This is a genomic window from Leclercia sp. J807, assembly GCF_009734465.1.
Taxonomy (GTDB): Bacteria; Pseudomonadota; Gammaproteobacteria; order Enterobacterales; family Enterobacteriaceae; genus Enterobacter.
Map to the genome: position 1 here is coordinate 3,097,491 of NZ_CP046446.1, position 23,004 is coordinate 3,120,494.

General features: G+C 59.3%; 18 protein-coding genes. 11 read left to right on the forward strand and 7 right to left on the reverse strand.

Annotated elements, in window-relative coordinates:
• Positions 1–56 precede the first annotated feature (56 nt).
• Genes GNG26_RS14875 through baeR form a run of 6 tightly spaced genes read left to right on the forward strand, consistent with a single transcriptional unit; the run spans position 57 to position 11,029 of the window.
• On the forward strand, positions 57–1,289 hold the full coding sequence (locus tag GNG26_RS14875; RefSeq protein WP_103825069.1) for an MdtA/MuxA family multidrug efflux RND transporter periplasmic adaptor subunit: 1,233 nt from the start codon (positions 57–59) through the stop codon (positions 1,287–1,289).
• Positions 1,289–4,414, forward strand: a complete 3,126-nt coding sequence (locus GNG26_RS14880) for an MdtB/MuxB family multidrug efflux RND transporter permease subunit (RefSeq protein WP_156239323.1) — start codon at positions 1,289–1,291, stop codon at positions 4,412–4,414. The genes GNG26_RS14875 and GNG26_RS14880 overlap by 1 nt, the downstream gene beginning before the upstream one ends.
• The gene (gene mdtC / locus GNG26_RS14885) at positions 4,415–7,492 is read left to right on the forward strand and encodes a multidrug efflux RND transporter permease subunit MdtC (protein WP_156239324.1); all 3,078 of its coding nucleotides are present in this window, start codon (positions 4,415–4,417) and stop codon (positions 7,490–7,492) included.
• Positions 7,492–8,907: an MFS transporter gene (locus GNG26_RS14890; RefSeq protein ID WP_156239326.1), complete on the forward strand. Its 1,416-nt coding sequence runs from the start codon at positions 7,492–7,494 to the stop codon at positions 8,905–8,907. The genes mdtC and GNG26_RS14890 overlap by 1 nt, the downstream gene beginning before the upstream one ends.
• Positions 8,904–10,307, forward strand: a complete 1,404-nt coding sequence (baeS, locus tag GNG26_RS14895) for a two-component system sensor histidine kinase BaeS (protein ID WP_103825065.1) — start codon at positions 8,904–8,906, stop codon at positions 10,305–10,307. The genes GNG26_RS14890 and baeS overlap by 4 nt, the downstream gene beginning before the upstream one ends.
• Positions 10,304–11,029: a two-component system response regulator BaeR gene (gene baeR / locus GNG26_RS14900; RefSeq protein WP_156239328.1), complete on the forward strand. Its 726-nt coding sequence runs from the start codon at positions 10,304–10,306 to the stop codon at positions 11,027–11,029. Before baeS ends, baeR begins: the two co-directional genes overlap by 4 nt.
• Positions 11,030–11,066: 37 nt before the next feature.
• Here baeR and GNG26_RS14905 read toward each other — a convergent pair whose 3' ends face one another.
• Positions 11,067–11,810, reverse strand: coding sequence for a MerR family transcriptional regulator (locus GNG26_RS14905; RefSeq protein WP_103825100.1), 744 nt, complete (start codon positions 11,808–11,810; stop codon positions 11,067–11,069).
• Positions 11,811–11,924: 114 nt separating this feature from the next.
• Positions 11,925–13,145 carry a diguanylate phosphodiesterase gene (locus GNG26_RS14910; protein ID WP_103825063.1) on the reverse strand — a complete coding sequence of 407 codons (1,221 nt, stop codon included), beginning with the start codon at positions 13,143–13,145 and terminating at the stop codon, positions 11,925–11,927.
• A gap of 304 nt (positions 13,146–13,449) precedes the next feature.
• Between GNG26_RS14910 and ycgZ the strand changes: the two genes are divergently transcribed.
• The 5 genes from ycgZ (at position 13,450) to yegS (ending at position 17,721) form a co-directional block, all read left to right on the forward strand.
• Positions 13,450–13,689, forward strand: coding sequence for a regulatory protein YcgZ (gene ycgZ / locus GNG26_RS14915; protein WP_103825062.1), 240 nt, complete (start codon positions 13,450–13,452; stop codon positions 13,687–13,689).
• A gap of 137 nt (positions 13,690–13,826) precedes the next feature.
• Positions 13,827–14,144 carry a hypothetical protein gene (locus GNG26_RS14920; protein ID WP_114386122.1) on the forward strand — a complete coding sequence of 106 codons (318 nt, stop codon included), beginning with the start codon at positions 13,827–13,829 and terminating at the stop codon, positions 14,142–14,144.
• Between the two features lie 38 nt (positions 14,145–14,182).
• Complete coding sequence (locus tag GNG26_RS14925) at positions 14,183–14,461, forward strand: biofilm development regulator YmgB/AriR family protein (RefSeq protein ID WP_103825060.1); 279 nt, start codon at positions 14,183–14,185, stop codon at positions 14,459–14,461.
• Between the two features lie 173 nt (positions 14,462–14,634).
• The gene (gene yegQ, locus GNG26_RS14930) at positions 14,635–15,996 is read left to right on the forward strand and encodes a tRNA 5-hydroxyuridine modification protein YegQ (protein ID WP_103825059.1); all 1,362 of its coding nucleotides are present in this window, start codon (positions 14,635–14,637) and stop codon (positions 15,994–15,996) included.
• A gap of 825 nt (positions 15,997–16,821) precedes the next feature.
• A complete protein-coding gene (gene yegS, locus GNG26_RS14935; RefSeq protein WP_103825058.1) occupies positions 16,822–17,721 on the forward strand; it encodes a lipid kinase YegS in 900 nt (299 codons plus the stop codon).
• A 93-nt stretch (positions 17,722–17,814) separates the two neighbouring features.
• Here the strand turns inward: yegS and GNG26_RS14940 are convergent, their stop codons facing one another.
• From GNG26_RS14940 to GNG26_RS14960, 5 genes are read right to left on the reverse strand one after another with little or no spacing between them, the layout of a single operon-like run.
• Positions 17,815–18,588: an ABC transporter ATP-binding protein gene (locus GNG26_RS14940; protein ID WP_103825057.1), complete on the reverse strand. Its 774-nt coding sequence runs from the start codon at positions 18,586–18,588 to the stop codon at positions 17,815–17,817.
• Between the two features lie 9 nt (positions 18,589–18,597).
• Positions 18,598–19,461 carry an ABC transporter ATP-binding protein gene (locus GNG26_RS14945; RefSeq protein WP_114317057.1) on the reverse strand — a complete coding sequence of 288 codons (864 nt, stop codon included), beginning with the start codon at positions 19,459–19,461 and terminating at the stop codon, positions 18,598–18,600.
• Positions 19,433–20,338: an ABC transporter permease gene (locus tag GNG26_RS14950; protein WP_156239330.1), complete on the reverse strand. Its 906-nt coding sequence runs from the start codon at positions 20,336–20,338 to the stop codon at positions 19,433–19,435. Before GNG26_RS14950 ends, GNG26_RS14945 begins: the two co-directional genes overlap by 29 nt.
• Positions 20,335–21,372: an ABC transporter permease gene (locus GNG26_RS14955; protein WP_156239332.1), complete on the reverse strand. Its 1,038-nt coding sequence runs from the start codon at positions 21,370–21,372 to the stop codon at positions 20,335–20,337. The genes GNG26_RS14950 and GNG26_RS14955 overlap by 4 nt, the downstream gene beginning before the upstream one ends.
• Positions 21,369–22,985 (reverse strand): ABC transporter substrate-binding protein, encoded by a 1,617-nt coding sequence (locus GNG26_RS14960; protein WP_156239334.1) that lies wholly within the window; start codon positions 22,983–22,985, stop codon positions 21,369–21,371. The genes GNG26_RS14955 and GNG26_RS14960 overlap by 4 nt, the downstream gene beginning before the upstream one ends.
• Between the last annotated feature and the right edge of the window lie 19 nt (positions 22,986–23,004).

The window sequence follows — 23,004 nt, forward strand, 5'->3', positions numbered from 1 at the left end:
TGCCTCACTAAACTAGTATTATTTTCCGCACTGTTTCAGGACGAGAACATATAACGATGAAAGGCCGCAATAAATCCCGCTGGGTAATCGCCGCTGGCATCATTGTGGTGGCCCTTGCCGCCGCGTGGTACTGGCATCAACACGCTTCGGCTCCTGCCGGTGCATCCAGCCAGGCGCAGCGCCCGGCAGGCGGTGGACGCCACGGGATGCGCGGCGGTGCGCTGGCGCCAGTGCAGGCCGCCACCGCGGTCAGTAAATCCGTGCCGCGTTATCTCTCCGGGCTCGGCACCATTACCGCCGCCAACACCGTCACCGTGCGCAGCCGCGTCGACGGGCAGCTTATCGCCCTGCACTTCCAGGAAGGACAACAGGTAAAGGCTGGCGATCTGCTGGCTGAAGTCGATCCCAGCCAGTTCAAGGTTGCGCTGGCCCAGGCCCAGGGACAGCTGGCCAAAGATCAGGCCACTCTCGCTAATGCCCGCCGGGATCTGGCCCGTTATCAGCAGCTGGTGAAAACCAACCTCGTCTCCCGCCAGGAGCTCGACGCCCAGCAGGCGCTGGTGAGCGAAAGCATGGGGACCATTAAGGCAGACCAGGCCGCCGTCGCCAGCGCGCAGCTCCAGCTCGACTGGAGCCGCATCACCGCCCCTATCGACGGGCGGGTGGGGTTAAAACAGGTGGATATCGGCAACCAGATCTCCAGCGGCGATACCACCGGGATCGTGGTGCTGACCCAGACCCACCCTATCGATCTGGTGTTTACCCTGCCGGAGAGCGATATCGCCACCGTGATCCAGGCGCAGAAAGCCGGTAAAAGCTTAACCGTGGAGGCCTGGGATCGGGCCAATAAGCAGAAGCTCAGCGACGGCACCCTGCTGAGCCTCGATAACCAGATCGACACCACCACCGGTACCATCAAGCTGAAAGCGCGCTTCAACAATCAGGACGACGCCCTGTTCCCGAACCAGTTTGTTAACGCCCGCATGCTGGTCGCTACCGAAGAGAATGCGGTGGTGATCCCAACGGCAGCGTTGCAAATGGGTAACGAAGGCAACTTCGTCTGGGTGCTGAACAGTGACAACAAGGTCAGCAAGCACCTGGTGAAACCGGGCATTCAGGACAGCCAGAGCGTGGTGATTGCCGCCGGACTGTCGGCAGGCGACCGCGTGGTGACCGATGGCATCGACCGTCTGACCGAAGGGGCCAAAGTGGAGGTAGTGGAAGCCCACGCCGACACCCCTGCCCAGCCAGCCAAACGCGAACATAAAAAACAGGGAGAGAACGCCTGATGCAGGTGATGCCCCCGAGCTCAACAGGCGGGCCGTCGCGTCTGTTTATTCTGCGCCCTGTCGCCACCACCCTGCTGATGGTGGCGATCCTGCTGGCGGGGATCATTGGCTACCGCTTCCTGCCGGTCTCCGCCCTGCCGGAAGTGGATTACCCCACCATTCAGGTGGTGACGCTCTACCCTGGCGCCAGCCCGGATGTCGTGACTTCCGCTATCACCGCCCCGCTGGAGCGCCAGTTTGGGCAGATGTCGGGCCTGAAGCAGATGTCCTCCCAAAGCTCCGGCGGCGCGTCGGTGGTGACGTTACAGTTCCAGCTCAGCCTGTCGCTGGATGTTGCCGAGCAGGAGGTGCAGGCCGCCATCAACGCCGCCACCAACCTGCTGCCGTCCGACCTGCCTAACCCGCCGGTCTACAGCAAGGTGAACCCGGCGGATCCGCCGATTATGACCCTCGCCGTCACCTCCTCCGCCATGCCGATGACCCAGGTCGAAGATATGGTGGAAACCCGCGTGGCGCAGAAGATCTCCCAGGTCTCCGGCGTCGGGCTGGTGACCCTCTCCGGTGGCCAGCGCCCGGCGGTTCGCGTGAAGCTCAACGCCCAGGCGATCGCCTCCCTGGGGTTGACCAGCGAAACCATCCGCACCGCCATCAGCAACGCTAACGTCAACTCGGCGAAAGGCTCCCTCGATGGCCCGACCCGGGCGGTGACCCTCTCCGCCAACGACCAGATGCAGTCCGCGGATGAGTATCGTCAGCTGATTGTCGCCTACCAGAACGGGGCCGCAATCCGCTTAGGAGATGTCGCCACCGTCGAGCAAGGGGCAGAAAACAGCTGGCTTGGGGCCTGGGCCAACAAACAGCAGGCGATTGTGATGAACGTCCAGCGCCAGCCGGGGGCGAATATCATTGATACCGCCGACAGCATTCGCGCCATGCTGCCCACGCTTATCGACAGCCTGCCAAAATCGGTGAGCGTCAAGGTGCTCTCGGATCGCACCACCAACATTCGCGCCTCGGTGAGTGATACCCAGTTTGAGCTGATGCTGGCGATTGCGCTGGTGGTGATGATCATCTACCTGTTCCTGCGCAACGTTCCGGCGACCATCATCCCCGCCGTGGCGGTGCCCCTGTCGCTGGTGGGTACTTTCGCCGTCATGGTGTTCCTCGACTTCTCGATCAACAACCTGACGCTGATGGCCCTGACCATCGCCACCGGCTTTGTGGTGGATGACGCCATCGTGGTGATCGAGAACATCTCCCGCTATATCGAAAAAGGCGAAAAACCGCTGGCGGCAGCGCTGAAAGGCGCAGGCGAGATCGGCTTTACCATCATCTCGCTGACCTTCTCGCTGATTGCGGTGCTGATCCCGCTGCTGTTTATGGGCGATATCGTCGGGCGTCTGTTCCGGGAGTTTGCGGTGACCCTGGCGGTGGCGATTTTAATCTCGGCGGTGGTGTCGCTCACCCTGACGCCGATGATGTGCGCCCGCATGCTGAGCCATGAATCCCTGCGCAAGCAGAACCGTTTCTCCCGCGCCTCGGAGCGGATGTTCGAGCGGATTATTGCCGCTTACGGACGCCTGCTGGCCAAAGTGCTGAACCATCCGTGGGCGACCCTCGGCGTGGCGCTGGGCACCCTGGCCTTGAGCGTGCTGCTGTGGGTGATGATCCCCAAAGGCTTCTTCCCGATCCAGGATAACGGCATCATTCAGGGTACATTGCAGGCGCCGCAGTCGGTATCGTTCGCCAGCATGGCCCAGCGCCAGCAGGCGGTTTCCGACGTGATCATGAAAGATCCGGCGGTAGAGAGCCTGACCGCTTTTGTCGGCGTCGATGGCACCAACCCATCCCTCAACAGCGCCCGCCTGCAGATCAACCTCAAGCCGCTGGACGATCGTGACGACCGGGTCAATACGGTGATCGAGCGATTGCAGCGCGCGGTGGCGAAAGTGCCGGGCGTGGAGCTCTACCTGCAGCCGACTCAGGATCTGACCATCGACACCACGGTGAGCCGCACCCAGTATCAGTTCACTCTACAGGCCACCAGCCTCGACGCGCTCAGCACCTGGGTGCCGCAGCTGGTGGATGAGCTCCAGCAGTTGCCGCAGCTCTCCGATGTGAGCAGCGACTGGCAGGACAAAGGCCTGGCGGCGTATATCAACGTCGATCGCGACAGCGCCAGCCGGCTGGGCATTAGCATGGCGGATGTGGATAACGCCCTGTACAACGCCTTCGGCCAGCGCCTGATCTCCACCATCTATACCCAGGCTAACCAGTACAGGGTGGTACTGGAGCACGATACCCGGCAGACGCCGGGGCTGGCAGGGCTGGATTCGATTCGCCTGACCAGCAAAGATGGCGGAATTGTGCCCCTGAATGCAATTGCCAAAGTGGAAGAGCGCTTTACGCCGCTGGCGGTGAACCATCTGGATCAGTTCCCCTCCACCACCATTTCGTTTAACGTCCCGGACGACTACTCGCTGGGCGAAGCGATTCAGGCCATTACCGATACGGAAAAACGTCTCAGCTTCCCGACCGATATCCAGACCCACTTCCAGGGCAGTACACTCGCCTTCCAGGCGGCGCTCGGGAGCACCATCTGGCTGATCGTGGCCGCGGTGGTGGCGATGTATATCGTCCTGGGGGTGCTGTATGAGAGCTTTATTCACCCCATCACCATCCTCTCGACCCTGCCCACCGCGGGCGTGGGTGCGTTGCTGGCGCTGATGCTGGCGGGCAGCGAGCTGGATGTGATTGCGATCATCGGCATTATCCTGTTGATCGGCATCGTCAAGAAGAACGCCATCATGATGATCGACTTTGCCCTCGCCGCCGAGCGCGAGCAGGGCATGCCGCCGCGGGAGGCGATCTATCAGGCCTGTCTGCTGCGTTTCCGTCCGATCCTGATGACCACCCTCGCCGCGCTGCTTGGTGCCCTGCCGCTGATGCTCAGCACCGGGGTCGGGGCCGAACTGCGCCGTCCGTTAGGGATTGGCATGGTGGGCGGTCTGCTGGTGAGCCAGGTGTTAACCCTGTTTACCACGCCGGTGATCTACCTGCTCTTTGACCGCCTGGCCCTGTGGAGCAAAAGCCGTTTCCCGAAACGTGAAGAAGAGGAGGCGTAAGTGAAGTTTTTCGCCCTCTTCATTTACCGCCCGGTGGCAACGATTTTAATCTCTATCGCCATCACCCTCTGCGGCGTGCTCGGCTTCCGGCTGCTGCCGGTGGCCCCGCTGCCGCAGGTGGATTTCCCGGTGATCATGGTCAGCGCCTCGCTCCCCGGTGCCTCCCCGGAAACGATGGCCTCGTCGGTGGCTACGCCACTGGAGCGCTCGCTGGGGCGCATTGCCGGGGTCAACGAGATGACCTCCAGCAGCTCCCTCGGCAGCACGCGCATCATTCTGGAGTTTAACTTTAACCGCGACATCAACGGCGCGGCGCGCGACGTGCAGGCGGCGATCAACGCCGCGCAAAGCCTGCTCCCGAGCGGCATGCCGAGCCGTCCAACCTACCGCAAAGCCAACCCGTCCGATGCGCCGATCATGATCCTGACGCTCACCTCGGACACTTACTCCCAGGGGCAGCTGTACGATTTCGCCTCCACCCAGCTGGCGCAGACCATCGCCCAGATTGAGGGCGTGGGCGATGTGGACGTCGGCGGCAGCTCCCTGCCCGCGGTGCGCGTGGGGCTCAACCCGCAGGCGCTGTTTAACCAGGGCGTCTCGCTGGATGACGTGCGCAGCGCCATCAGCAACGCCAACGTGCGCAGGCCGCAAGGGTCGGTGGAGGATGGCAGCCGTCGCTGGCAGATCCAGACCAACGACGAGCTGAAGACCGCGGCGGAATATCAGCCCTTAATCATCCACTACAATAACGGCGCGGCGGTGCGCTTAAGCGACGTGGCGAGCATCACCGACTCGGTGCAAGACGTGCGCAACGCCGGGATGACCAACGCCAAACCGGCCATTTTGCTGATGATCCGCAAGCTGCCGGAAGCCAACATCATCGAGACGGTGAACAGCATTCGCGCCCGTCTGCCGGAGCTGCAGGAGACCATTCCGGCGGCCATCGATCTGCAGATTGCCCAGGATCGCTCCCCGACCATTCGCGCCTCGCTCGAAGAGGTGGAGCAAACGCTGATTATCTCGGTGGCGCTGGTGATCCTGGTGGTATTTCTCTTCCTGCGCTCCGGGCGCGCCACGCTGATCCCGGCGGTGGCGGTCCCGGTGTCGCTGATTGGCACCTTCGCCGCCATGTACCTGTGCGGCTTTAGCCTCAACAATTTGTCCCTGATGGCCCTGACCATCGCCACCGGCTTTGTAGTGGATGACGCCATCGTGGTGCTGGAGAACATCTCCCGCCACCTCGAAGCGGGGATGAAGCCGCTGCAGGCGGCGTTGCAAGGCTCGCGTGAGGTGGGCTTTACGGTGCTCTCCATGAGCCTCTCCCTGGTGGCGGTATTCCTGCCCCTGCTGTTGATGGACGGACTGCCGGGGCGTCTGTTACGGGAGTTTGCGGTCACGCTGTCGGTGGCGATCGGTATATCGCTGCTGGTGTCGCTGACGCTCACGCCGATGATGTGCGGCTGGATGCTGAAACGCAGCCCACCGACGTCGCAGCCGCGCAAACGGGGCTTTGGCCGGATGCTGATGGCGTTGCAGTCGGGCTACGGTAAATCGCTGCAGTGGGTGCTGAACCACACCCGGATCGTCGGGCTGGTGCTGATCGGCACCATCGCCCTCAACGTCTGGATGTATATCACCATTCCGAAAACTTTCTTCCCGGAGCAGGACACCGGGGTGCTGATGGGGGGCATCCAGGCCGACCAGAGCATCTCCTTCCAGGCGATGCGCGGCAAGTTGCAGGATTTCATGAAGATCATCCGCGAAGACAAAGCCGTGGATAACGTCACCGGCTTTACCGGCGGCTCGCGGGTCAACAGCGGGATGATGTTTATTACCCTCAAGCCCCGCGAGGAGCGTAATGAAACCGCGCAGCAGGTGATCGACCGCCTCAGGGGCGCGCTTTCGAAAGAGCCGGGAGCAAATATGTTCCTCGTGGCGGTGCAGGATATCCGCGTGGGCGGGCGCCAGTCGAATGCCAGCTACCAGTACACCCTGCTGTCAGACGATCTTGCCGCCCTCAGAGAGTGGGAGCCGAAGATCCGCAAAGCGCTGGCAGCGCTGCCGGAGCTGGCGGACGTTAACTCCGACCAGCAGGACAACGGCGCGGAGATGGCCCTGATCTACGATCGCGAAACCATGTCGCGGCTGGGCATTGATGTTAGCGCCGCCAACAGCCTGCTGAATAACGCCTTCGGCCAGCGGCAGATCTCCACCATCTATCAGCCGATGAACCAGTACAAGGTGGTGATGGAGGTCGATCCCCGCTATACCCAGGATATCAGCGCCCTGGATAAGATGTTTGTGATTAATAACGACGGCAAGGCGATCCCGCTCTCCTACTTTGCCCGCTGGCAGCCTTCGAACGCGCCGCTGTCGGTCAACCACCAAGGGCTGTCGGCGGCCTCGACCGTGTCGTTTAACCTGCCGACCGGCAAATCCCTCTCGGAAGCCAGCGACGCTATCAACCGCGCCATGACCCAGCTTGGCGTGCCGTCCACCGTGCGCGGCAGCTTTGCCGGCACCGCCCAGGTGTTCCAGGAGACCATGAACTCGCAGGTGATCCTGATTCTGGCGGCCATCGCCACGGTCTATATCGTGCTTGGGGTGCTCTATGAGAGCTACGTCCATCCGCTGACCATTCTCTCCACCCTCCCCTCGGCGGGCGTAGGCGCGTTGCTGGCGCTGGAGCTGTTTGGCGCCCCGTTCAGCCTGATTGCGTTGATCGGTATTATGCTGTTAATCGGCATCGTGAAGAAAAACGCCATCATGATGGTCGACTTTGCCCTGGAGGCGCAGCGCAACGGCAACATGACGCCGCAGGAGGCGATCTTCCAGGCCTGCCTGCTGCGTTTTCGCCCGATTATGATGACCACCCTGGCAGCGCTGTTCGGCGCTCTGCCGCTGGTGATCTCCAGCGGGGATGGCGCGGAGCTGCGCCAGCCGCTGGGGATCACCATTGTCGGCGGGCTGGTGATGAGCCAGCTGCTGACGCTCTATACCACCCCGGTGGTCTATCTGTTCTTTGATCGCTTACGGGTGCGTTTTTCACGTAAACAGAAAGAGACGGTAAACGGCTAATGACGGATCTCCCCGCTAACGTTCGCTGGCAGCTATGGATTGTCGCCTTCGGCTTCTTTATGCAGTCGCTGGATACGACGATCGTCAACACCGCCCTCCCCTCCATGGCGAAAAGCCTGGGGGAGAGCCCGCTGCATATGCATATGGTGATTGTCGCCTACGTGCTGACGGTGGCAGTGATGCTGCCCGCCAGCGGCTGGCTGGCGGACAAAGTGGGGGTGCGCAATATCTTCTTTACCGCCATCGTGCTCTTTACCGCAGGCTCCCTGTTCTGCGCCCGGGCGGAGACGCTCAACGAGCTGGTGATGGCCCGGGTGCTACAGGGCGTCGGCGGCGCGATGATGGTGCCGGTGGGCAGGCTGACGGTGATGAAGATCGTCCCGCGCGAGCAGTACATGGCGGCGATGACCTTCGTCACCCTCCCCGGCCAGGTCGGGCCGCTGCTGGGACCGGCCCTTGGCGGGGTGCTGGTGGAGTACGCATCCTGGCACTGGATCTTTCTCATCAACCTGCCGGTGGGCATTATCGGGGCGATTGCCACCCTGATGTTGATGCCGAACTACAAAATGCAGACCCGGCGTTTCGATCTGGGGGGCTTTTTCCTGCTGGCGGCGGGGATGGCAACCCTGACCCTGGCGCTGGACGGGCAAAAGGGGCTGGGGATCTCCTCCCAGGCCCTCGCCGGGCTGGTGGCTATCGGCGTACTGTCGATTCTCTGGTATCTGTGGCACGCCCGGGGTAACGACCGGGCGTTATTCAGCCTGACGCTGTTTCAGAACACCACCTACCGGCTGGGGCTGCTCGGCAGCCTGGCCGGACGCATCGGCAGTGGGATGCTGCCATTTATGACTCCGGTCTTCTTACAGATCGGCCTCGGCTTTTCGCCGTTCCACGCAGGGCTGATGATGATCCCGATGGTGCTCGGCAGCATGGGGATGAAGCGCATTGTCGTGCAGGTGGTCAACTACTTCGGTTATCGCCGGGTGCTGGTCGCCTCCACGCTGGGGCTGGCGCTGGTGAGCCTGCTGTTTATGGGCGTTGCGCTGCTGGGCTGGTACTACGTTCTGCCGCTGGTGCTGTTCTGCCAGGGGATGATCAACTCCATCCGCTTCTCTTCCATGAACACCCTGACGCTGAAAGATCTGCCCGATGAGCAGGCGAGCAGCGGCAACAGCCTGCTGTCGATGATCATGCAGCTGTCGATGAGCGTGGGCGTGACGATTGCCGGGCTGCTGCTGGGCTTGTACGGGCAGCATCAGCTCACCGCCGACAGCGCCGTCGTCCATCAGGTATTCCTCTACACCTACCTGAGCATGGCGTTGATTATCGCCCTGCCAGCCTTTATTTTCGCCCGGGTTCCGGATGATACCAGCAAGAATGTCGTCATCAGGCGGCGCAAAAGGAGTGAACGATGAAGTTCTGGCGACCGGGTATCACCGGCAAGCTATTTCTGGCTATTTTCGCCACCTGTATGGTCCTGCTGATCACCATGCACTGGGCGGTGCGGGTCAGCTTTGAGCGCGGCTTTATTGACTACATCAAACATGGTAACGAGCAGCGTCTGCAGGGCCTGAGCGATGCCCTGGCCGAGCAGTACGCCCTGCACGGCAACTGGCGTTTTTTACGCAACAATGACCGCTTTGTCTTTCAGATCCTGCGCTCGCTGGAGCACGACACTGACGACGATCGCCCCGGCCCCGGCATGCCGCCCCACGGCTGGCGCACCCAGTTCTGGGTGATCGACCAGGAGATGCGGGTGCTGGTCGGCCCGCGGGCTCCGGTGCCGCCGGACGGCACGAAGCGGGCCATCACCGTCAACGGCGCGGCCGTCGGCTGGGTGATCGCCTCCCCGGTCGAGCGGCTGACGCGCAATACCGACATCAATTTTGATCGACAGCAGCGTCAGACCAGCTGGCTGATAGTGGCTCTCTCCACCCTGCTGGCGGCGCTGGCGACCTTCCCGCTGGCGCGCGGCCTGCTGGCCCCGGTTAAACGACTGGTAGACGGCACCCACCAGCTGGCTGCGGGGAATTTTTCTACCCGCGTCGATACCCGCAGCCAGGACGAGCTGGGCAAACTGGCGCAGGACTTCAACCAGCTCGCCAGTACGCTTGAGAAGAACCAGCAGATGCGCCGGGATTTTATGGCTGATATTTCCCACGAGCTGCGTACCCCGCTGGCGGTGCTGCGCGGCGAACTGGAGGCGATTCAGGATGGTGTACGCAAGTTTACACCTGAATCGGTCGCCTCTTTACAGGCGGAAGTGGGCACCCTCACTAAACTGGTAGAGGATCTGCATCAGCTGTCGATGTCCGACGAAGGGGCGCTGGCCTACCAGAAAGCGCCGGTGGATGTGATCAACATTCTGGAAGTCGCCAGCGGCGCCTTCCGGGAACGCTTTGCCAGCCGCGACCTGCGCATTGAGCTGTCGCTGCCGGAGAACGCGGTGGTGTTTGGCGATCGCGACCGGCTGATGCAACTGTTCAACAACCTGCTGGAAAACAGCCTGCGCTATACCGATGCGGGCGGCGCGCTGCGTATTTCCGGCAAATGTGAAGATCACCGCTTTGCGCTGACCTTCGCCGACACCGCGCCCGGCGTCTCTGACGACCAGCTCAACAAGCTGTTTGAACGTTTTTATCGCACCGAAGGTTCCCGCAACCGCGCCAGCGGCGGCTCCGGGCTGGGGCTGGCGATCTGCGTCAACATCGTTGAAGCCCACGGCGGCACCCTCCGCGCCGCCCATTCGCCTTTTGGCGGGGTTAGCATTACAGTAGAGCTACCGCTGGAACGCGATTTATCGAGAGAAGTATGACTGAATTACCCATTGACGAAAACACACCCCGCATCCTGATTGTGGAGGATGAGCCTAAACTTGGGCAGTTATTAATCGACTATCTGCGGGCGGCGAGCTATGCCCCGTCGCTTATCAGCCACGGCGATCAGGTCCTGCCGTATGTACGTCAGACACCACCGGATCTGATCCTGCTCGACCTGATGCTGCCAGGCACCGACGGCCTGACCCTGTGCCGCGAAATCCGCCGCTTCTCTGAAGTGCCGATTGTCATGGTGACCGCCAAAATCGAAGAGATTGACCGCCTGCTGGGGCTGGAGATTGGCGCGGATGATTACATCTGCAAGCCCTACAGCCCGCGCGAAGTGGTGGCCCGGGTAAAAACCATTCTGCGCCGCTGCAAACCGCAGCGCGAGCTGCAGGCGCTGGATGCTGAAAGCCCGTTAATCATCGACGAAGGCCGTTTCCAGGCCAGCTGGCGCAGCAAGCTGCTGGATCTGACGCCCGCCGAGTTTCGCCTGCTGAAAACCCTGTCGCACGAGCCGGGCAAAGTGTTCTCCCGCGAGCAGCTGCTGAACCACCTGTACGATGACTACCGGGTGGTGACCGACCGCACTATCGACAGCCATATCAAAAATCTGCGCCGCAAGCTTGAAGCGCTGGATGCCGACCAGTCATTTATTCGCGCAGTGTATGGCGTGGGTTATCGCTGGGAAGCGGATGCGTGCCGGATTGGCGGATGAAGGGGAAAAATGTTACCCGCTGCGGCGGGTAATGGCATCAGACAGCCTCAGCTGCCCCATGTGCCGTAATGATATAACCCTGCTTTTGCCAGTGCTCCAGCTGCTGGCGCTGTGCGTCCGATAAGGTTTTACCCGCCCAGACGAGGATATGTTGTCCGGGGAAGAACTCCGGGTGAGGTAACTCAAGAGGTTCAGCAAAGACGTTGATGCGCCAACCCCGTTGCGAAAGGCGCCACGCCTCCAGCCACAAACGGGTACGATCCTCCACACCCCAGCCAATCAGTAACGCATCCCTGCCCGCTTTGGTGCGCGATTCGGTCAGGCTGCTCACCGCCTGCTCAATCAGGATACCGTCCAACAGGCTGCCCATGGCGCGCGCGGTGGCGTGGTCAAGACTGAGCGTTTCCCGCACGGGGATAAACACATGATCGACCAACGCATCTACTGAGTGGTGCTGACAAAATACCGCGATCTGCGCGCGTGATTTTGCCGGGCTGACCTGGCGCAGCGTGCCAATCATCTCTTCCTGCAGCACACGCCAGTCTCCCGGCTCGGCGGGTTTATCCCCATCAAGGAGGGCTTTAACCTTACCAACCGGTACGCCACGTTCAATCCAGCGCTTGATCTCCTCAATGCGCTGTAGATCGTCATCATCAAATTGACGATGTCCGCCTTCACTGCGCTGCGGTTTGAGCAGGCCATACCGGCGCTGCCATGCCCGCAGGGTGACGGGGTTGATGCCGCAGCGTTCTGCGACATCGCCTATACTGTAAAAGGCCATCGCTTCCTCATACATGATCGATATATTCATTGTTCAAGGTAACGAATCTCACCGGGCTGTACAACTCGTTATATTGTACAACAGAATTGTATCATTGCCCGGTGAAGGCTAGCGCTAAATCTCCTCGCGCGGCTCAGGCCACGAAACTGGCGGGATGCCGGCCAGTTCAGGGTGAGCAAACAGATGCCCCTGGAACTGCGAAACGCCGGCAGATTCGAGCCACATCCACTCTTCTGGCAGCTCAACACCCACCGCGGAGATCAATATTTCCAAAGCTGTACAACATTTGATAATCGCGAGCACGATCGCCTGCCGTGGACCACTCTTGTGCACGTCGCGGATCAGGTCCCGGTTGATCTTAATCCGGTCTGGCTGAAACTGCGCCAGCAGCAACAGGCCGGCAAACCCTCCACCGAAGTGGTCGATCGCCACGCCGATGCCCGCCGCTTTTAACTCACGCACCGCACCGGTAAACGCATCCAGACGGGAGATGACTTCATGCTCGGTGAACTCAACCACAATCTGCTCGGGCACCAGCCCGTGAGCCTCTATCTCCTGAATGAGATAGCTGACAGCGTTGGGGATATTGACCAACGTCATCGGTAAAAGGTTCACTGACAGGCTCTGTTCCCCCAGCCCCAGTGCGCTTGCCATCGCAAAGGCGACGCTTTTGCTTTTAAGGTCAGCTTCGTAGATGGCATCTTCCTCCAGCCCCGCAAACCAGTGCTGGGCAGAGCCCCCTTCCGGGGTGCGGACCAGGGCTTCAAGGGAGACAATTTCACGAGCCAGCGGATCGATAATCGGCTGGAACGCGAAGTTGCACGAGTCACTGTAACGCCCCGACAGAGCACGTACGCTGGGCGCCACAGTGTCCGGGACAAAGACCCAGTGATCCCCTGACGGTAGCTCAAAGTAGTTCTCTTTCTCACTCTCTTCGACGAAGGTTCTGAAGAAGTGCAGCGCCCTGTCGTTATAGGTCATCTGGTACTTTGTGGTGCCCTTATCCAGGACGTTTTGCAGCACCTCGTGGCGGTCATAGTGCCGTAAATCAAACAGTTCCATGCCGTATTTACCGAAACGTCGGGCGGGGGAGTAATCGCACAACAGTTCCACCACGTTGTGGTGACGCGGATCCTCACAAATCGCGCCGTAAATGGCTCTTACATTCTCCTCAGGTCCTTCGAGCAGCTGAAAAAAGAGCTTGCCAGTAAACAGAAGAATCCCGCTAACGCCGGCTTCTCTGTTTTTTACATTTGCTGCAACAACCATGTCTTCCAGCATAGTAACCGGTACGTCGTCACGAAGGTGACTACGGTAAATGATGGTAGTGAGCATAGGGTTTCCAATAAGAGGAGGTGAATGAATGTCCACAGTATCAGATGGTTGGCTTTACGTCTTATAAGCCTGCCCGGACGGAGCGGTATCCGTCACCTGTACCCGCCATAACGCCGTTAATTGTCGGAAATGTACAACGTTTTAAGCTTATTTTACAAAATAAATTCTTTTCAAGGCATTGAATAGTAATGATTAGCACATAATGATCAAAATATATTTGTTAACTTGTACAATTAGTATGTACAGTATTTACAACTTAACAAGATATTAACCTCTTTAATGCAGCGGATTTCAGGAGTGACATATGCGCGAGAACGGGTACACACCGAACACAGCCAATGCCATTGCCCATTATTTTAACAAAGCAAATCAACCTTCCCAGCAGGAGACGCTCGGACAGATTGTGGTGGAAATTTTACGGGAAGGAAAAATCCTTAATCGAAAAGCGATTTGCACCCGCCTGCTTTATCGAATGGAACAAGCATCGGATCGCGAAGAGGAGAGTCGCTATCAGACTCTGGTTGGCCTGCTGTTTGATCGTTAAGCGATACGTTACAGCGGCTAATTACCCTGTTTTTTGAGTCAGTTTTTTCTTTGAGACAGATTTTTTATACTGTCGCTACAGACTGACTTTATGCCGCATCTCTTCCTGCAGGAAGATGCGGCGACAGAGACGTAGTTATGAACAGAAGTGACCATGAACGACTGACTGATGAACTTATTGGTGAAGCCACCTTTTCTCTACTGAAAGATAACGGCCCCATCAGCATGAAGCTATTGCTGGAGAGGCTACAGCAGATGTTATCGGTAGAGCAGGACGGGCAGCGTCGGCACGTTCTTTCCCAAATTATTTTGGAAATTTCCAACGATGGGAAGGATAGTACCCGGCGTAATACCAAAAGTGAGCGGCAGGATTGGGATACGGATGGTCGACACAGCAGCAGCAATGTGTATCCCCTGTTTGGCAATAGCCCGCAAGCCAACAGGAATAAGCATTAACTGCACCACTTACTTATTAACTGAACCGGTGTGACACTATGAGCCAGGCTATGCTCCAGACAACTGACTTTTATGAAGAACTGCCCAATGCTGCATTGTCCAACTACTTTCGCAGCGCTGGCGCTATGCTGGCCGAAGAGTGGGCGTTGCTTCAGACTGTGACAGGCGCCATTCTGGATGCGAAGGAACCGCTGACTAACAAAGCGATTATTTTACGTTTGATCCGCGAAATCGAATCTACGCGCGATGTTGTCCGCGCCGATATCATTCGTAAGACCCTGGAAATTATTGTCGATCACACCCAGGACGACCTCTGATTACCCACGCCTGAGCCAAACACCGACGGTACTGTCCTGCCGTCGGCGTTTACTCACTCAATGGTTTACCTCCCCTTCCCGCAGCGCTACAATGCCCGCCCTTAATGTATGGGATCTCCTCCCGGCGCCCACCTGGTGTGCGCATCTGACCTGTCATCAGAACGAGAACTAACATGTTTAAACCGGAACTCCTCTCCCCGGCGGGAACGCTGAAAAATATGCGTTACGCCTTCGCCTACGGCGCCGATGCCGTTTATGCGGGCCAGCCGCGCTACTCCCTGCGCGTGCGTAATAATGAATTCAACCACGAGAACCTGCAGCTCGGCATCAACGAAGCCCACGCGCAGGGTAAAAAATTCTACGTGGTGGTTAACATCGCGCCGCATAACGCCAAGCTGAAAACCTTTATCCGCGACCTGAAACCGGTGGTGGAGATGGGGCCAGACGCGCTGATTATGTCGGACCCGGGTTTGATCATGCTGGTGCGGGAGCACTTCCCGGAGATGGACATTCATCTCTCGGTACAGGCCAATGCCGTGAACTGGGCGACGGTGAAATTCTGGAAGCAGATGGGGCTGACCCGCGTGATTTTGTCCCGCGAGCTGTCACTGGAAGAGATTGAAGAGATCCGCACCCAGGTGCCGGACATGGAGCTGGAAATTTTCGTGCATGGCGCCCTGTGCATGGCCTACTCCGGCCGCTGCCTGCTCTCTGGTTATATCAACAAGCGCGACCCGAACCAGGGCACCTGCACCAACGCCTGCCGCTGGGAATATAAGGTCCAGGAAGGTAAGCAGGATGAGGTAGGCAATATTGTGCATAAGCATGAGCCTATTCCGGTACAGAATATTGAGCCGACGCTGGGTATCGGGGCGCCAACCGACAGCGTGTTTATGATCGAAGAGGCCCAGCGCCCGGGTGAATATATGACCGCGTTCGAAGACGAGCACGGTACTTACATCATGAACTCTAAAGATCTGCGTGCCATCGCCCACGTTGAGCGCCTGACCCAGATGGGGGTGCACTCCCTGAAAATCGAAGGCCGCACCAAGTCCTATTACTACTGTGCGCGTACCGCTCAGGTCTATCGCCAGGCGATCGACGACGCGGCTGCAGGCAAACCGTTCGACAGCACCCTGCTGCAAACGCTGGAAGGGCTGGCGCACCGTGGCTATACCGAAGGTTTTCTGCGTCGCCATACCCATGACGACTACCAGAACTATGAATATGGCCACTCGGTTTCCGAACGCCAGCAGTTTGTCGGCGAGTTCACCGGTGAGCGCAAGGGCAACCTCGCGGCGGTGGCGGTCAAAAATAAGTTTCTGGTGGGCAACAGCCTGGAGTTGATGACCCCGCAGGGCAATATTAACTTCACCCTGGAACATATGGTGAATGGCAAAGGCGAGTCGGTCTCCGTAGCGCCAGGAGACGGTCATACCGTCTGGCTGCCTGTTCCGGAAGAGATTGCCCTAGATTACGCGTTGCTGATGCGTAATTTTGACGGCGAGAATACTCAGGCGCCGCACGCGAAATAATGAAAACGGGTTATTTTTTGGTATGAGATGATTCTTAGAATTCGATCACATACCGCTGCGTTTGATGAGGGTATTATTACCAACGCTGAAAAACATAACCCATAAATGCTAGCTGTACCAGGAACCACCTCCTTAGCCTGAGTAATCTCCCTTACGCAGGCTAATTTTTTTGTCTGAAATCCCCCTTCCCCTTTCCTGACGCCTCTTCGCCCTGCAAAAAACACTAATGTAAATTTATTTCAGTCTATAACCAAAAGTACGTGAATTTATAAATATATTAAAGTTAGGTTATATATTCACGCAGCCAATGCTATTCTTCTTTCGAATGAAATTTCACTTAAGGAGCAAGGAGGCAATATATGTACTGGGTGGTTGAAAACAGGATGGTTTGCCCTCGTACTGGAACAATTTTTATACACGTACTTACCGTTAAAAACCTCAGGCTGATAATTTGGTATAAAGGAGATTACTTTATCAGCATCGGATCCGTTCTTGTCACAAGTCCCTTCGGTATCGCCGTTGACGGCAAACTCAGAACACTACACATCCTTCGAACATTTCCCTATACACCTTCGTTCTGGTCATCATTTCTTGAGAATTCAGGCTGCCCTGGCAATGAAGAGGGGCTGATTACCCGCTGTGCACATCGTCAGAAATGTGTTTTTGCTTTATGCCCGTATGGTGCGATAACTGCCTGACCAGGCCTGCACGAGTGGCGTTCATTTTGGCTCGCCACTCATTTAATTTTCGCCTTTCGTCCTCTTCTTACCCGCTTTTCCCCGCGCTGCGATACACTTCTGGAAGATCAGCACAGGAGCAACGTGGATGGCGACCTATCCGGCAAGTTTATTAATTCTGAACGGCAAAGGGACAGGCAACGATCTGTTGCGCGAAGCCGTGACGCTTCTTCGTGAAGAAGGGGTGGTGATCCATGTTCGCGTAACATGGGAGAAAGGTGATGCAGCTCGTTATATCAAGGAAGCCTGCGACCTCGGTGTGGAGACCGTCATTGCAGGCGGCGGCGACGGCACCATAAACGAAGTGGCGACGGCGCTGATTGACCTGCCCGCCACGCAGCGTCCGGCGCTGGGCATTTTACCCCTCGGCACCGCCAACGATTTTGCCACCAGCGCCGGGATCCCGGAGGCGCTCGATAAGGCCCTGCAGTTGGCTATCGCCGGAAAAGCCACGGCGGTGGATATCGCCCGGGTCAACGACGAAACCTGCTTTATCAATATGGCGACGGGCGGTTTTGGCACTCGCATCACCAGCGAAACCCCGGAAAAACTCAAAGCTGCGCTGGGCGGTGTGTCGTACCTGCTCCACGGTCTGGCGCGGTTAGATACTTTGAAACCCGATCAATGTGAAATCCGCGGCGAAAACTTTCACTGGCAGGGTAACGCCCTGGTGATTGGCATCGGCAATGGCCGTCAGGCGGGCGGCGGCCAGCAGCTTTGCCCGGAGGCGCTAATCAACGACGGGCTGCTCGGGGTGCGTATCATTACCGGGGATGAGCTGCTGCCTGCCCTGCTCACTACTCTGACCAAAGCGGAAGACAGCCCGCATCTGGTGGATGGCGAGTCGGCGTGGTTCGAAATCCAGGCGCCGCACGGCATGACCTTTAACCTGGATGGCGAACCGCTGAGCGGCGACCATTTCCACATCGCCCTTTTGCCTGGGGCGATCCAGTGCCGGTTGCCGCCGGATTGTCCGCTTCTGCGCTGATTTGCCCGACGGCGCTGCGCTTGCGCGGGCCTACGGGTTTTGTAGGCCGGGTAAGGCGAAGCCGCCACCCGGCAACAGCCCGCACTATACACACTAATAGACCGCCACCTCCCGGGCCATCTCGCGGGAGTACTGCTGGCTGGCGTTAACCAGCATCCGGGTGTAATCGGTTTTGGCCTGCCCCGCCACCAGGTCGTCCACCGTCAACGTTTCCAGGATTTTCCCGTACTGCATCACCGCCACCTTCTGGCACAGATGGGCGATCACCCCCAGGTCGTGGGTCACCATCAGGTAGGTGAGCTTCGACTCGCGCTGCAGCTCCGCCAGCAGGTTTAAAATCTCCGCCTGCACCGAGACATCCAGCGCTGAGGTAGGCTCATCCAGCAACAGCACCTGCGGCTCCAGGATCAACGCCCGGGCGATGGCCACGCGCTGACGCTGGCCGCCGGAGAGCTGATGCGGGTAGCGGTCACGGAAGGCGCGGTTGAGGCCAACTTTATCCAGCAAGCCGTGAATACGCCGGTCCCGGTCGTTGATGCCGTGGATTTGCAGCGGCTCCTCCAGAATATCGCCGATGGTATGCCGGGGGTGCAGCGAACCGTACGGGTCCTGAAACACCATCTGTACCAGCCGACAGCGCTGGGGGCTGATGCGCCGCTCCAGCGCCTGGCCGTTAATCGCCAGCGCCCCCTCCCAGTGGGTGAACAATCCGGCCAGGCACTTCAGCACGGTGGTCTTTCCGGAGCCCGACTCCCCCACCAGGCCGTAAATCTCCCCTGGCTGCACGTTAATATTGACGTCATACAGTACCTGGTTGCGTTTCTCGCCTTCGCCGAACGCCAGATTCAGGTTTTTTACCTCGATCATCTTCGCTCCTTATTCGGTCAGCCAGCTGGCCTGGCGCTGCAATACCGGCAGCACCGGACGGCGGTGATTCATCTCCGGCAGGGCATTGATTAACCCCTGCGTATAGGGGTGCTGCGCGTTGTGCAGATCGCAGGCGGCGATGGACTCCACCACCCGCCCGGCATACATCACCAGCACCCGGTCGCAGAAGCTGCGCACCAGGTTGATGTCGTGACTGATAAAAATCAGCCCCAGCCCGCGGGACTGGACTAAATCGTCCAGCAGGCCCAGCACCTGCAGCCGCACCGAGACGTCCAGCGCCGAGGTCGGTTCATCGGCGATCACCAGCTCCGGGTCGGTGATCAGCATCATGGCGATCATGATGCGCTGCCCCTGCCCGCCGGAGATCTCATGCGGATAGAGCTGATAGACCCGCTCCGGCTGGCGAATGCGCACCACGTCGAGCATCTCCAGCACTTTGGCTTTCGCCTCGGCCTTGCGTCCCGGATGGTGGGTCAGCCAGGCCTCGGCAATCTGATCTCCGACGCAGACCACCGGGTTCAGGGAGTACTTCGGATCCTGCATGATCATCGAAATACGCTTGCCGCGAATACCGCGCATCTGCGCCTCGCTGACGCTGCGTAAATCGACATCGCCAAACTGCATCCGGGTGGCGGTGATCTGCGCCTTTGCCGGGTGCAGACGCAGCAGCGCCCGTCCGACGGTGGATTTCCCGGAGCCCGACTCACCGACAATCGCCAGCTTCTCGCGCCCGAGCTGAAAGGAGACGCCGCGCACCGCGTTGGTGACCGCGCGTCCGTTGATAAAGTCGACGTGCAGATCGCGCACATCGAGCAGCGGCACATCAGTTGCTGCGAGGATCGAGGATGTCACGTAAGCCATCTCCTAAGAAGTTGAACGCCAGGCTGTTAATCAGGATCGCCAGCCCCGGAATAGTCACTACCCACCAGCACTCCATCATGTAGGTGCGGCCGCTGGAGATCATCGCCCCCCACTCCGGCTCCGGAGGCTGTGCGCCAAGGCCGAGGAAGCCCAGCCCGGCGGCGGTCAGGATGATCCCGGCCATATTCATGGTGATACGGATAATCACCGACGGCAGGCACAGCGGCACGATGTGACGCCACAGCACCCGCACCGGGGAGGCCCCTTGCAGACGCACGGCGGAGATAAAGTCGGCCTGGCGTAACGACAGGGTTTCAGCGCGGGCCAGACGGGCAATCGGCGGCCAGGCGGTGAGCGTAATGGCGATCACGACATGTTCCAGCCCCGGGCCGAGCGCTGCGACAAACGCCAGCGCCAGCACCAGGCTCGGGAAAGAGATAAAGATATCGGTGACGCGCATCAGCACTGCATCCACCTTGCCGCCAAAGTAACCGGCGGTAACCCCCAACAGCAGCCCCAGCGGGCCGACGGTGACCGACACCAGCAGTACGATATAGAGCGTGATCCGCGAGCCGTAGACCAGGCGGCTGAAGATATCCCGGCCAAACTCGTCGGTGCCGAACCAGTGCTGCGCGTTCGGCGCCACCAGGGCGTTATTGAGATCCTGCACCAGCGGGTTGTACGGCGCGATCCAGGGCGCGAAGGCCGCCACGATCAACAGCAGCAGAATGATGCCGCCGCCAATGGCCGTCAGCGGGTTGCGCGCCATCTGCCCGGCAAAGCCGAAGGTGCGGCGGGCCATCCGCGCCAGGCGCTGGCGTCCTTCGCTGCGGGAAGTGCGCAGCGGTGTATCCAGAGAAACGGTCATGATTTCGTCCTCGGGTCAAAGAGTTGATACAGCATGTCGGAGAGCAGGTTGAGCATCACGAAGATCATCCCCACCAGCAGCACGCAGCCCATTACCGCATTCATATCCCCCAGCAGCAGGCTGCCGGTGAGATAGGAGCCAAAGCCCGGCCAGGAGAAGACTGTTTCGATCAGCACCGCTCCTTCCAGCAGCGAGCCGTAGGCCAGCGCCACCACCGTCAGCAGCTGCACCAGGATGTTGCGAAACGCGTGGTTCCAGATCACCTGCCGCTCGGTCAGGCCCTTCACCCGGGCGGTGATGATGAATTCCTGCGACAGCTGGGCCAGCATAAAGCTGCGGGTCATGCGGCTAATGTAAGCCAGGGAGTGGAAGCCCAGCAGCGAGGCAGGAAGCACCAGGTGGTTAATGGCGTTCCAGAAGACTGCGCTGTTACCCGCCAGCAGGGCATCGACGGTCATCAGCCCGGTGCGGCGTGGCACCAGGCCATCCAGCCCTAAATCCAGCCGTCCAGCGCCCCCTACCCAGCCAAGCCAGGCGTAGAACAGCAGCAGCCCCATCATCCCCACCCAGAAGATTGGCGTGGAGTACCCGGCCAGGCTGATGATGCGTACCACATAATCCGAGACGCTGTTACGGCGCGCGGCCGCCAGCACTCCCAGGGGGATGCCTAAACCGGCACCGACAATAATCGCCATCGTCGCCAGCTCCAGGGTGGCCGGGAAGACGCGCAGAATGTCATCCAGCACCGGTTTGCCGGTCAGCAGGGCATTGCCAAGATCGCCGTGCAGCAGGTTGTTCAGGTAGATCCCGAACTGGGTCAGCAGGGATTTATCAAAGCCCAGTTGCTGATAGACCTGCTGATAGGTGCTGTGGTCCGCATCCGGGCCGACAATCGCCAGCACCGGATCGACCGGCATTACGCGGCCAATGAAAAAGGTCAGCACCAGCAGGCCGAACAGGGTCACCAGCACCTGGGTCAGGCGTTTTGAGAAACGCCGGGTGCGGGAGCCTGGAGCGAGGATCGCAACACTCATTTTTCACCTCCGGTTTTGTAGACTTCCCGCAGGAAGGTGGTGGCGGAGGGATGCGACTGGAAGTTTTTCACCTCGTTACGCACCACCACCGAATCGACCATCTGGGAGAGCGGGATCAGCGCCGGGATCAGCTGGTCGTAACGCACCTGGATCTGCTGGTAATCGGCGATCTGCTTCTGCGGATCGCGTTCCAGCAGGGCTTTGTCGATCATCTCGTTCAGGGGCTTGTCGTAAAAACCGGTGCGCCAGCCCTGGAAGTTGGTCAGTCGGGCTTCGTCGCTGTTGTCCGGGTTATAGACCAGCGCGCGCAGGCTGGAGTGCGGATGGGGCTCCACGCCGCTGCCGCCGCGCCCGACCAGCATGTCGAACTTACGCTCGCGCATCGCGCCGTAGATCTGGTTCCCGGTGCCGGTGATGATTTTGGCATTGATACCCGCCTGCATCAGGGTGGACTGCACGGCGATAGCGATATTGAGGAACGGCTGATCCGCCAGCACCCGCAGGGTAGTGTCGAAACCTTCCGGGTAGCCCGCCTCCGCCAGCAGCTTTTTGGCGCGTGGGATATCGAGCTTATAGCCCGGGTCCGGCAGTGTGGACGGCATCCCCGCCTTGATCGGCCGCTGGTGCAATACGCCGTAGCCCGGCATCAGCGCCTTGTTGATGCCCTGATAGTCAATCAGGTAGCGCACCGCTTCACGTACTTTCGGGTTGGCGAAGTGTGCCTCCTTCATGCTCATCGCCACGTAGTAGACCGTGCCCTTCTGCACGGCTTCGACGGTGAGCTGCGGATCCTTACGCAGGGCATTGATGTCGGCTACCGCCATGTTGTTGGCGATATCCAGATCGCCCTTCTCCACCATCAGGCGCAGGGTTTGCGACTCCTGGAAATGGCGCAGCACCACGCGGTTCATCTTCGGCTCTTCGCGCCAGTATTTCGGGTTGCGCTGCATGCGCAGCACGTCTTTCGCCTGCCAGGTTTCCAGCATAAAGGGCCCGGAACCGGCTTCGTTGGTGGTCAGCCAGCGATTGCCCCAGTCACTATTGACCTCGTGACTGAGCACCGTTTTACGGTCCAGCACGCCGAGGTTGCCCAGCGCGCCGAGGGAGTAGATCACCAGCTGCGGGTCGTTGGCTTTCGGCAGGGTGAGCTGCACGGTGTAGTCATCCAGGGCCTTAATCTGCTGGTCGATATTCTTCTTAGAAAATCCATAGGATTTCCATACCGAGGCCTGGGCAAGATTGAGGTGCAGCAGGCGACGCATCGACCACACTACATCCTCGGCGGTCAGCGGGTTGCCGGAGTGGAAGGTCACGTTATCGCGCAGGTGGAAGGTCAGGGTTTTGCCGTCCGGCGAGATATCCCAGGATTTCGCCAGCGCCGGTTTGACGTTGGTGAGGGTGTTGGGGTCCAGTTCCACCAGCGAATCGTAGAGATTGACCACAATGCCGACCACTTCGTTGCCGGTCATCGCGGCCGGATCGAGGGTCAGCAGGTTGTTCATGTTCATACCGATGATGAGCTGATCGGGCGGCGTTTTTGCGTACGCCGCACCGCTCCCCATCATCAGCGAGAGCGCGAGTAAACACGCTCCAGCCAGAGAGGTTCGTTTCATGTATATATCGCCTGTAGGG